Source organism: Devosia nitrariae (genome assembly GCF_030160115.1).
Classification (GTDB): domain Bacteria; phylum Pseudomonadota; class Alphaproteobacteria; order Rhizobiales; family Devosiaceae; genus Devosia; species Devosia nitrariae.
Genome location: NZ_BSNS01000020.1, coordinates 1 through 11,241, shown reverse-complemented (window position 1 = coordinate 11,241; position 11,241 = coordinate 1). Strand labels below are relative to the sequence as shown.

Below are 11,241 nucleotides of genomic sequence, written 5' to 3'. Positions count from 1 at the left end.
CTGATCCTCGCGTTGTTCGTGTGGAACACCGTCACCCGCCATGGGCGAAGTCGGCGAAATCGGTCATGCCGCCGTCAACAAAAAGCGTCGTGCCGGTGGCGTAGCTGGCAAAATCGGATGCGAGGACAGCCACCATCCTCGCGATCTCTTCGGGCTCTGCGAGCCGACCCATCGGGATCTTGCGCTTCAGGTCCGCGAGCCCAGCCGCGTCGCCCCAGACGTTGCGGTTGATCGGCGTCTTGACGGCTCCTGGAGCCAAGGCGATCACCCGCACGCCATGGGGTGCCGCCTCCTGCGCCAGGGTCTTGGTCAGCATCGAAACCGCTGCTTTCGAGGCCGTGTAGGCGCTGAACCCGCCCCAGGTGATCATCTCGTGAACCGACGACAGGTTCACGATCACCCCGGCCCGCTGCGCCACCATGCGCCTCAGCGCTTCGCGGGAGCAGAGAAAGGCGCCGAAGAGATTGACGTTGATGACCTTGCGCCATGCTCCGACGTCTGCCTCCCAACCCAGGGCGGAATGGCCATCGATGCCGGCGTTATTTACCAGGATGTCGATGCCGCCCCATTCCTGCGCCATCCGGGCCATCATGCTGGAGACCTGGGTCGCGTCCGAAATATCGGCGTGAACGGCGAACGACCGACTGCCCTTGGCACGGATTGCAGCAGACACAGATTCCGCCGTCTCCGCGCGCTCCAGATAGTTCACGACCACATCGGCGCCCGCATCGGCCAGCATCAATGCGGTGGCCTCGCCGATGCCTGAGTTGGCGCCGGTTACCAAGGCCCGTTTGCCTTTCAAATCCAGTGCAAGCATTGATCGTGCTCCTTGCTGTCAGGTGATCGGCGACTGTCATTCGCAGCCACGATCGGGTGGACACCGACGACAACGCAAATTGCAGGCCAAATACCCGAAAGGCTGCGCCTTGAGGGCGTTATGTCTCTGTAAGACGTCCGCGGCTTGGGCGGAGTGTTCAAGTCCACCGTTCTCCGGTTATATCGACCACTACGTCCCGCTCTGTGTCGAGCGCTCCGGCAGGAAAATTGCTAACGTGGGCAAGCGAACAACGAGGCGACGACGCGAGAGATGCCAACCGATGAACTCGAGACACTCCTGGCACAGGCCATCGGAGACCCGGCTACGATCCTTTCCACCGCAATTCGGGTCGCCGTCGTCTTCGTCATCATCCTCTGGCTGTTGAAAGCGTCCGGCAAACGGGTTCTGGGGCAGTTCACGCCCTTCGACCTGGTGGCGCTGCTGCTGATCTCCAACGTCGTCCAGAACGCCATGCTCGGTCCGGATATGAGCGTCATCGGCGGCTTGCTAGGTGCCGCCGTCATCCTGGCGCTCAACCGGCTGGTCTCGAGCGATGATCGGCTGAGGCACTATCTCGAGGGCAGCCCAACCGTGCTGGTCGAGAACGGCCGGCTCCTCGATGAAAACCTGAAGCTCGAGCGCGTCAGCGCAGAGGAAATGGCCTCAGCGCTACGCGAGCACGGGGTTTCGTCCATCGACGAGGTGACGTCCGCGGTGCTCGAGATAGATGGCACCATATCCGTCTGCCAGAAGGGGCTGCCGTCGGTAAAGAAATTGCGGACCGTACGCTCCACGCGCAATCGCTAGAGCCGCTTTTGCAGTTGGGGGCCTCGCGGAGGAAGGATCGGCGAGGCCCAACAGTCGAAAGCTCTTAGGCAGCCTCGAGTATCTCGGCCGACGTGGCGTCGAGCCGCTCCATGATGCTGCGAGCGCGTTCGACCTCTGCGGCATCGCCGTGTGCGATGATCAGATACTTGTCCGCCTTCAGGTCCGTTTCATAGCGCACGATGCTGTGCCTGGGCACACCGAGGCTGTAGAGCGCGGCGCCCAGGGCCGAGAGGCCGCCGACCACCACGGCGCCCTCAAGGGCGCCGATGAGCGCGGGCACGAGCGGCCCGGCGATGGCGAGCGGTCCGATTCCCGGAACCCAGAAGAAGGCAACGCCAACCAGCAGTCCCCATGCGCCGCCCCATAGCGCGCCAGTTCCGCCCCAGACCTTCACCCGGTCACCGGTCGAGTAGAAGCCGATCGGCTGCTCCTCGCTGTGATAGCCTTTGCCGACGATCGACAGCTTCTTCATGTCGAACCCCGACTGCTCGAGATCCTTGACCGCGTCCTCGGCCCGCTGGTGGGTTTCGAAAATTGCGATGACCGCATTTTCTTTTGACATGATCTTGCTCCGTGTTGATCGGTTTGCATTGACCAGGGCTCGAGCGACCTTAGTGTCGTCGCCTGGTCACCAAACGAGGAGCAAGGGTTGGGCCAAGATCTCTAAAATGCTGTCGGCGCCCGATAATTTCAATCCCCGGGTGATGTCCACTGCCTGAGATGGTGGATTTGCACCACCAACCCCCATCCAAAACAGCCAATCCGCATCCGATCCTGCCTCTGTGGGCGCTATCCGGCACCAGATCCCGGTTGGCCCGCTTCTTGAATGGCGGCTCGCAGGCCGCGAGACACGACGCCCTTCGCTGGTCTATGGACGCCCAATGAACTAAGCTCGCTTTGTCGCGGACGTCGGCCCAGAGGACATTCCCGCCGTGATGCCAAACCCTCCTGCTCCATTGTTCCGATATCAGCCGATCCTCCTGGCGCTCGGTTTCGCCTTGCTGGTGGGAGTCGCCGGAATCTCGATGTGGCTCGTTCAGCAGACGCGTTCGGACGCAGAGCAGGCGATTCACGCGTTGGAGATCAAGGAGCAGTTGGCGAGTCTGCAGGGCCTGGTCTGGCGGGCAGAGAGCCACCAGCGCAGCCTGCTGCTTTCGGGCGAGCCATCCTACGGTCGCGCCTTTCGCGATGATGCGGAAGCGGTGAGGCTGGCGCTCAGCGAGCTGGAGGCGGCGTCGGCAGGAAGCGCCGATCCCGAACGATCATCCCTGCTCGCGAGACTGAGCACCGCCATCGACGCCGAACTCGCCTCCCTGGAAGGAGACGCGGCCCGAGGCCGCCTGACCGTCCCCGCCGCATTGCCGGCGGAGACGAACGCGAATACCGCACAAGCGCTGTCGCCCACGGAGGAGGTTCGCGCGCTCATCGCGCAGTTGTTGCAGCAGGAACAGCATCTGCTGACGGGTGAAATGCAGGCGTCGAACGAGAGAACGCGTCTCCTGCTGATCGCTAGTCTGGCTGGCGCGACCATCATCGCAGTCCTTGCCGCCGGCTCCATCGCCATGGTTCATCGATCCACCGCGCAGCTGTTGGCGGCCCAAGGGGCGCTGAGGCAAACCAACGAGTCTCTTGAGGAAACTGTCGCCCGGCGTACCGCCGAGCTGCGCCAGGCGAATGAGGAGATCCAGAACTTCGCCTATGTGGTGAGCCACGATCTGCGTGCGCCGCTCGTCAACATCATGGGTTTCACCGGTGAGCTCGAAGCTATCCGTAAGGATTTGCTTGAGCGGCGGCACGTGGGTGTGGCGGGCCACGACGCGACATCGGCGCCAGAGGATCAACTGGGCCGGGATTTCGATGAAGCCTTGCACTTCATCAAGACGTCCATCGGGCGCATGGACCGGCTCATCAAATCCATCCTGAAGCTTACGCGCGAGGGGCGGCGAGAATTTCGCCTCGAGCCGATCGACATGACCGGATCCGTGCGCTCCATAGCCGACGGGCTTGGCTATCAGGCACATGCGGTCGGGGCATCCATCGAGATCGAGGAGCTGCCGCCTTTAGTAGGTGACAGGCTCGCTATCGAGCAGATCTTCGGCAATCTCCTCGACAATGCACTCAAATACCTGCGCCAGGATGTCCCCGGTCGCATCGTTGTCAGCGGACTAACCACCGCAAGCGGTCTGATATACGAAGTCCGCGACAATGGGCGGGGGATTGAAGCCAAGGACCAGGCGCGGATATTCGAGATCTTCCGGCGATCCGGGGCGCAGGACCAACCCGGTGAAGGCATTGGGCTGACACATGTCCGCACGCTCGTGAGCCGCCTTGGTGGCACCATCACCGTCCAGTCTCAACCAGGTCAGGGAAGCATCTTCAGGGTGACTTTGCCCAGCCGCCAACCGGCCTCTTCAGGGGAGCCAGTCCATGAGTGAGCATGTCACGATCGTCATGATCGAGGACGATGAGGGCCACGCGCGGCTGATCGAAAAAAACATCCGCCGTGCAGGGGTTCGAAACGAAATCGTGCAGTTCTCCGACGGCACCAGTGCCCTCGAATACCTGTTCGACACAGAGGGGCAGAACGCCGGGCACACTGGCCGGGCCCTTCTCATTCTGCTCGATCTTAACCTGCCGGACATGTCCGGGATAGACATTCTCAAGCGTCTCAAGGCAAGCGAGCAGCTCAGGCGATCCCCTGTCGTGGTCCTGACGACGACCGATGACCGCCACGAAATCCAACGCTGCTACGATCTGGGTTGCAACGTCTACATAACCAAGCCCGTAGACTATGAAAGCTTTGCCCACTCGATCCGGCAGTTGGGCCTGTTCTTTTCCGTTATCCAGGTACCCGACACAGCATGACCGGCTCCGGTTCGATCAGACTTCTCTATATCGATGACGACGAGGCCCTGGCGCGGCTCGTCAGCAAGCACTTCGGCAGAAGGGGGTACGAAATCGAGACCGCCGCAAGCGGACGGCAAGGGCTGGCGCGCCTGCGAGAAGGCACCTTCGATGTCGTGGCTCTCGACCATTACATGCCCGGCCAGGATGGCCTTGAAACGTTGAAGGCGATCCAGGCCGAGCCGGCACCACCACCTGTCGTCTATGTCACCGGTACTGAAGAGGGGCGCGTTGCCATCGCAGCCCTGAAGGCCGGCGCCGCCGACTATGTCATCAAGGACGTCGGGGGCGAGTTCCTTCTTCTCCTCGAGGCTGCAATAGAAGGCGTCCTGGCGGATGAGAAGCTGCGACGGGATAAAGAGGCGGCCGAGGACGAAGTTCGAGCAGCACGGGATCGCTTCGAAGCGCTCGCGCTCGAAAGAGCCATGCTGCTTCGCGAAGTCAACCATCGCGTGGGCAACAGCCTCCAGCTCGTCTGTTCGTTTCTGCACATGCAGCGCACGTCCGACGTCAATCCGGAAGCCGCGGCTGCGCTCGCAACCGCATACGGCCGCGTGATCGCCATCGCGCAGGTCCACAAGCGCCTCTATACGTCGGACGATGTCCGCTCGATCTCGCTGGACCAATATCTGCACACCCTCACTGCCGATATCGAGTCGTCCTCGGGCACATCCGGCGGATGGCTGTCGCTTACCGCAGATGCAGTTTCCATCGACCCTGATCGCGCCGTCGCCGTCGGCATCATCGTGACCGAGCTCGTCATCAACGCGATGAAGTACGCCTACGCCGACGAGACCGGACCGGTACGCGTGATCCTGCAGAGATGCGCGGAACAGAGCATTCGACTCTGCGTCGAAGATGATGGTGCGGGTTTTTCGCCACCGCAGTCCACGTCGACAGGAATGGGACGCCTTATCGTTGCAGCGATGGCCGACAAGCTCGGCGCCACCGTCACTCAGGATACGGAACATCAGGGCACGCGCATGGTTCTGGAGTTCCCCAAAGAGCAGGCCATCGCCAGCTCGCCCCCTCCTCACGGCCCGCGAGCATCTTGACTGGCCCGCTGATTGGGCCAGTATGCAAGTTGACGAGTCCATCTACCGGGTTTCCCATGCTGTTTGGCGCCATCGCTGACGATCTGACCGGCGCTACCGATCTCTCGCTGACCTTGACGCGCGCCGGTATGCGCGTGTTGCAGGTGGTCGGCGTCCCCGGATCGACATTCCATGCTGGGGCAGCCGATGCCGTCGTCGTTTCGCTGAAGTCGCGCACCATCGCGCCGGAGCTTGCTGTCGAACAGTCCCTTGTCTCGGCTCAGGCGCTACTCGCCGCCGGTGCCCGGCAACTGTTCTTCAAATACTGCTCGACCTTCGATTCGACCGACAAGGGCAATATCGGTCCGGTGACCGATGCACTGCTGGCGTTTCTCGGCGAAACGCGCACCATCGCCTGTCCCGCCTTCCCCGCCAACAGCCGCACCGTCTACAAAGGCCACCTCTTCGTCGGCGATAAGCTGCTTTCCGAGAGCAGCATGCGCGACCATCCGCTCACCCCCATGCGCGAGTCCGATCTGGTCAGACTCCTGCAGCGCCAGAGCCGTACGCCGGTGAGCCTCATCCCGCACGAAAAGGTCCGCGCCGGCGCCGCCCGCCTCGAGGACGCGCTCGCCGCTCTCGATGGCATCGCCATCGTCGACGCCATCACCGACGCAGACCTGATCGAGATCGGGCGCGCCTGCCGCGGGTTGAAGCTCGTGACCGGCGGATCGGGCGTCGCCATGGGTTTGCCGGCCAATTTCGGCGACGAGCTAGGCAAGGGCGAACGCACGCCATTGTCCATGCCCAACGGCCGTAGCGTCATTCTCGCCGGCTCCTGCTCGGCGGCGACGCGCGGCCAGGTCGCTTATGCCAAGGCCACGGGCATACCGGCAATGGCCGTCTCTCCACTCGATATCGCAGCCGGCCGCATCGTGCCGGGCGTGGCTGTGAACTTCGTCATGGCGCAGCCGTCGGCCCGCCCCGTTCTCGTCAACTCCCGCGCCGAACCGGAAGAGGTCGCGGCCGCTCAGCAGGCCTTGGGTGTCGAGAGAGCCGGCGCCCTGGTCGAGGCTTTTCTGGCCGAGGTGGCAACTGCCCTCGCACGCCAAGGCGTCGACCGGTTCCTGGTTGCTGGCGGCGAGACCTCCGGGGCGGTCGTCGGCGCCCTCGGCGTTAGGTCGCTGGAGATCGGTCCCGAGATCGATCCGGGCGTGCCATGGACGCTGGCGCGCAACAGCGACGGCACGCCCTTCGCACTGGCGCTGAAATCGGGCAATTTCGGCAAGGACGATTTCTTCCTCAAGGCCTGGACCCTGCTGCCATGACCGCCACCATCAGCCAGGCGACCCGCGAGCGGGACGCCATCTGCCGCGTCGGCAAGTCACTGTTCGATCGCGGCCTGACCGCCGGCTCCACCGGCAATATCAGCGTGCGCCTCACCGACGGTTCGACCTTGATGACGCCGACCAACTCCTCGCTCGGCGACCTCGATCCAGCGCGCCTCTCGCTGCTCGACCCCGACAGCAACCACGTCTCCGGCGATAAGCCGACTAAGGAAGCCTTCCTCCACAGCTGTATGTACTGCGAGCGCGAAGGCGCCAACGCTGTCGTCCACCTGCACTCTACCCACTCCGTCGCCGTCAGCGTCCTCGACGGTCTCGACCCTGCCGATGTGCTGCCACCGCTCACGGCCTATTACGTCATGCGCATCGGAAAGCTGCCGCTGGTGCCCTATTTCCCACCCGGAGACGTGGCCCTTGCCCGCGCGGTCGAGGCGATGGCCGGCGAGCACCATGCCCTGCTGCTCGCCAATCACGGCCCCGTCGTCGCCGGCGCCACGCTCGCGGAGGCCCAGTATGCCGTCGAGGAGCTGGAGGAGACCGCCAAGCTGTTCCTGATGCTCGAAGGTCGCGCCATTCGCCCGCTCACGCCGGAGCAAGCGGTAGCGCTCCGCCCTCGTCGATAGGCGCACCAACTGGCGGTGGCGGCGAGGTAAACCCCACCGGCGTCGAATATCTTGCCCAGCGGCGGCAGCGATACCGTCGCCGAACGGCCGGACACGATCTCATCGCGCGCGTGGAGCATGTTCAGGCAGCGGCCCTGTTGCGGTTGCTGATGGCGAGGCGGAGGCCGATGTCGAAGGCCGCCTGAATGGCGCCCGGATTGGCTTTGCCCTGTCCGTGGATGTCGAAAGCGGTGCCATGCGCCGGGGTGGTGATCGGGATCGGCAGCCCGCCGTGTATCGTCACCCCGCGCGAGAAGCCCATGAGCTTCATCGCGATCTGCCCCTGGTCGTGGTACATGGTGACGATCGCGTCATAGTTCTTGGCGCGCAGGAATATCGTGTCGGCCGGGAACGGCCCTTCCACCGGGAAACCCATTTGTTGGGCCTCTTCTACGGTGGGATTGATGATTTCGATCTCCTCGCGCCCGAAGCTGCCATTATCGCCATTGTGCGGGTTGAGCCCGCAGACCGCGATGCGCGGCCTGGCAACGCCCGTCGCGGTCAGCGTCGAATGGGCAAGGCGGATACCGTCGAGGATGCGGTCGCGGGTGATGAGCGCCGGCACGTCCTTCAGGGCAACGTGACTGGTGACGCGGCTGGTCCAGAGATCGTCAAGATAATTGAGTTCACCATGCGGCACGTTGGCGGCGCCCAACAGGTGCGCAAACCACTGGCTCTCGTCTTCATGGGCGAGCCCCGCCTGGTGCAGCGAGCTCTTGTTCAGCGGCCCGAACAGCATGCCGTCGGTAACGCCGGCAGTGGTCAGCTCGATGGCGCGTTGCAGCGTGTCGAGACTGTAGACGCCGCCATTCTTCGTTGCCTCGGCGCGGGCGAACGGCGCAACGCTGCGGCCGCGATAGTTCCACACCAGAACGCCGTCGGCAGGAGCGCGTGACGGCTTCTCGTCGGTCACCTCAAACGGGAACGAAACGCCGGCGATCTCGATGCCCGTTTTGAGTTCCGCGCGATCTCCGACAACGAGGAAGGCGGCGCGGCTGCGATTGTGGTCAGCGGCAATGAGCTTGGCGATGAGCTCCGGACCAACGCCGGCGGGGTCACCAAGCACCGCAGCAATGCAGGGATTTGTCACGTTCGCTATCCTCCCACAGGCGGGTCTTTGCCCCGATTGGCCTCACCCAACCATAGGACAAATAGCTTGTCAACTGGTCCGGCCACAGTACCACTAGACCAGATGATCTGAACTTGCTACACATGGATGGCAACGGTATGGGGCAGCAGGGAACGGGCCGGATGGACGCGACATTGGACCTCAGGGATCTCAAAGCCGGTCTCTCCAAGCGCACGATTCGTGAGCAGGTCAGCCACCGGATTGCCGCAATGGTGCAGTCCGGACTGCTGCGGCCGGGGGATGGGCTGCCGAGCGAGCGCGAGCTGGCGGCGACCCTCGAGGTCAGCCGGGAGACCGTGCGCGGCGCGATCCAGATGCTCGCCGCAATCGGCATGGTCGAGATTTCCCAGGGCAGCCGCACGCGGGTCATCGGCACTGCCGATTTTCCGCGGGCGGCCAACACCCGCGACCGTGACCTGACGCGCGACACCGCCCGGCAGGTTTATGAAGCCCGCCTGGTCGTCGAACGGCCGACCACCCGCCTAGCCGTCGAACGCATCACTGATGCCGAGCTCCAGCGCCTGCGCCGGCTGGTGGAAGCCCAGCACGAGATGACCAACGACCCGGTACGCTTCCAGATTTCCGACGCCGAATTCCACGACGTCATCTACCGCGCAGGCGGCAATGCCATGCTCTCCGACTTCCTGCACGAAATGTATTCGATCGGCCTCGAATTCCGCCGCCGCGTCCTGCTGGAGGACGGCGCGGTTGCCAAGAGCCTCGACGATCATATCCAGATACTTGCCGCCCTCGAGCGGCGAGATGCAGATGCGACCATTGCCGCCGTCGAGAACCACCTCAACCGCATCCATTGCACGACGCTGGACGTAATCGACGCCAGTTGACCCGGTTGCCGGGCGTCTTGCTTCCGCGGAACCTTGGTCTGCCAGAGTACCAACAGGCCTCGCTGCGCCGTCACAAATCAACCAGCGGCACTGAAATGATCCAATGCGGCCTGCGCCACGGCGCGATCCTGAAGCGGGGTGCCGGAGCTCACTCCTACCGCCCCGACGACCTCTCCATCGACCTGGACCGGTAAGCCACCACCAACAATCATCAGCCTGCCACCTATGGCCGAGTTGATGCCATAGGCGGGACTTCCGGGCTGGCTGGCCTCCCCGTACTCGTGGGTCGCCTTGCGAGCTGCCGCGGCAGTGAAGGCCTTGTCGATGGCGATGACGATGCTTGTGATCTTGCCCCCGTCCATCCTTTCGAAGGCGAGGAGGTTCCCGGCGCTGTCGGCAATAGCAATGCACATCGGCACCCCTATCTCGAGGGCACGAGCTCCCTCCAGCAGTTTGCGAGCATCGCTCAGATCAAGCTCTCGGATTGTCTTCATGTCGTACTTCCACAAGTGAACTTCAGATGGCGGCCCGAGGGCCAGAGACGAATTCTCGCTTGCCTACGCCAGTCGCTCGAGACTTACGATCCTCTGCCCAGGCATTTCCACGATGCGGAAATGTCATTCCGAACCCTGGCCTGTGAATGGTTCTTCCGTTAGCTGTGCAGAGGAGGTGTGATGATGAGCAGAATGCGGGAGAAGTCGGAAGCTGCCCAACGTTCCGGTAGCGTCCAGTCTGTCGAGCGGGCACTTTTGCTACTCGAGTTGTTGGGCGAGGATGCAGAAGGATACAGGCTGACGGACCTCTCGGCGCGCGCCGGCCTGTCGCTCTCGACTGTGCATCGCCTGCTCACGACTTTGGAAAAGCGGCATTTCGTGCAGTTCGATCAGACGGATGGATTGTGGCACGTCGGCCGCAAGACATTTCAGGTCGGAGCAACGTTCGCGCAGCAACGCAATTTTGTTGCGCCTTCAATTCCCTTCCTGCGGCAGTTGCGCGACCAGACACGGGAAACCGCCAACCTCGGCGTCGCCGTTGACGGGCGCATGATCTTCCTCGCGCAGGTCGAGAGCCGCGAGATCATGCGTGCTATCACGCGTGTCGGAGGAAGCACCCCCATGGTGAACTCCGGCATGGGCAAAGCGCTGCTGGCCACCTATTCGCCGGCCGATGTCTCCGCGATCATTTCCAGTTACGGAATGCACAAGCTCACGGCGAACTCCCTGACACGGGCGGGCGACCTGAGGGACGACCTGACCCGCATCCGCAGACGAGGCTACGCCGTCGACAACGAGGAGTTCCAGACCGGACTGCGCTGCATAGCGGCAACAGTGTACGGCCAGCAGGGCGAGGCGCTGTGCGCAATCTCGGTTTCGGGTCTGGCGCAGAGGCTCGACGAGGACCGTACCGCGACTGTCGGTCAGTTGGTTGCGCAGACTGCGCGTGCGCTCACGGTGGCTCTGGGCGGACGCGTGCCGGACGACGCTCCAGAGTCTCCCGCTTAGAAAAGGCACCGCACCACATGGTGCGGCTCCGGCGCCATGCCGGTGGCCACCCGCCCTGCGCGAACTCAACCGGCACGAGTGAGCGGGCAGCGCCAGCATTGCACTAGTCTAACCCTCACCCTCCATTGGCCAGCGCTTCGGTTGCGGCGATGGCGGTCATGTTGAGGATGCCGC

Annotated in this window: 12 protein-coding genes; 8 read left to right on the top strand and 4 right to left on the bottom strand. The window is 63.4% G+C overall.

Annotated features, from left to right (window positions below):
• Positions 1-31 precede the first annotated feature (31 nt).
• On the bottom strand, positions 32-817 hold the full coding sequence (locus tag QQK18_RS17270) for a glucose 1-dehydrogenase (protein WP_284341612.1): 786 nt from the start codon (positions 815-817) through the stop codon (positions 32-34).
• A gap of 270 nt (positions 818-1,087) precedes the next feature.
• On the opposite strand from QQK18_RS17270, the gene QQK18_RS17265 reads away from it, so the two are divergent.
• Positions 1,088-1,624, top strand: a complete 537-nt coding sequence (locus QQK18_RS17265; RefSeq protein WP_284341611.1) for a DUF421 domain-containing protein — start codon at positions 1,088-1,090, stop codon at positions 1,622-1,624.
• Positions 1,625-1,688: 64 nt separating this feature from the next.
• Here QQK18_RS17265 and QQK18_RS17260 read toward each other — a convergent pair whose 3' ends face one another.
• Entirely contained in the window at positions 1,689-2,207 is a 519-nt protein-coding gene (locus QQK18_RS17260) for a general stress protein (RefSeq protein WP_284341610.1), read from the bottom strand.
• Positions 2,208-2,580: 373 nt separating this feature from the next.
• Here QQK18_RS17260 and QQK18_RS17255 point away from each other — a divergent pair, with 373 nt between their 5' ends.
• From QQK18_RS17255 to otnC, 5 genes are read left to right on the top strand one after another with little or no spacing between them, the layout of a single operon-like run.
• On the top strand, positions 2,581-4,080 hold the full coding sequence (locus QQK18_RS17255; RefSeq protein ID WP_284341609.1) for a sensor histidine kinase: 1,500 nt from the start codon (positions 2,581-2,583) through the stop codon (positions 4,078-4,080).
• Positions 4,073-4,510 (top strand): response regulator, encoded by a 438-nt coding sequence (locus tag QQK18_RS17250; RefSeq protein ID WP_284341608.1) that lies wholly within the window; start codon positions 4,073-4,075, stop codon positions 4,508-4,510. The genes QQK18_RS17255 and QQK18_RS17250 overlap by 8 nt, the downstream gene beginning before the upstream one ends.
• The gene (locus QQK18_RS17245) at positions 4,507-5,604 is read left to right on the top strand and encodes a sensor histidine kinase (RefSeq protein ID WP_284341607.1); all 1,098 of its coding nucleotides are present in this window, start codon (positions 4,507-4,509) and stop codon (positions 5,602-5,604) included. The genes QQK18_RS17250 and QQK18_RS17245 overlap by 4 nt, the downstream gene beginning before the upstream one ends.
• A gap of 56 nt (positions 5,605-5,660) precedes the next feature.
• Positions 5,661-6,911: a 3-oxo-tetronate kinase gene (gene otnK, locus QQK18_RS17240; RefSeq protein WP_284341606.1), complete on the top strand. Its 1,251-nt coding sequence runs from the start codon at positions 5,661-5,663 to the stop codon at positions 6,909-6,911.
• Positions 6,908-7,552, top strand: coding sequence for a 3-oxo-tetronate 4-phosphate decarboxylase (gene otnC / locus QQK18_RS17235; protein WP_284341605.1), 645 nt, complete (start codon positions 6,908-6,910; stop codon positions 7,550-7,552). The genes otnK and otnC overlap by 4 nt, the downstream gene beginning before the upstream one ends.
• 121 nt (positions 7,553-7,673) lie before the next feature.
• Here otnC and QQK18_RS17230 read toward each other — a convergent pair whose 3' ends face one another.
• Positions 7,674-8,681: a 4-hydroxythreonine-4-phosphate dehydrogenase PdxA gene (locus QQK18_RS17230; RefSeq protein WP_284341604.1), complete on the bottom strand. Its 1,008-nt coding sequence runs from the start codon at positions 8,679-8,681 to the stop codon at positions 7,674-7,676.
• Positions 8,682-8,842: 161 nt separating this feature from the next.
• Here QQK18_RS17230 and QQK18_RS17225 point away from each other — a divergent pair, with 161 nt between their 5' ends.
• The gene (locus QQK18_RS17225; RefSeq protein ID WP_284341603.1) at positions 8,843-9,565 is read left to right on the top strand and encodes a FadR/GntR family transcriptional regulator; all 723 of its coding nucleotides are present in this window, start codon (positions 8,843-8,845) and stop codon (positions 9,563-9,565) included.
• A gap of 77 nt (positions 9,566-9,642) precedes the next feature.
• Here QQK18_RS17225 and QQK18_RS17220 read toward each other — a convergent pair whose 3' ends face one another.
• On the bottom strand, positions 9,643-10,059 hold the full coding sequence (locus tag QQK18_RS17220) for a GlcG/HbpS family heme-binding protein (RefSeq protein WP_284341602.1): 417 nt from the start codon (positions 10,057-10,059) through the stop codon (positions 9,643-9,645).
• Between the two features lie 192 nt (positions 10,060-10,251).
• Between QQK18_RS17220 and QQK18_RS17215 the strand changes: the two genes are divergently transcribed.
• Positions 10,252-11,067, top strand: coding sequence for an IclR family transcriptional regulator (locus QQK18_RS17215; RefSeq protein WP_284341601.1), 816 nt, complete (start codon positions 10,252-10,254; stop codon positions 11,065-11,067).
• The last annotated feature ends 174 nt before the right edge of the window (positions 11,068-11,241 follow it).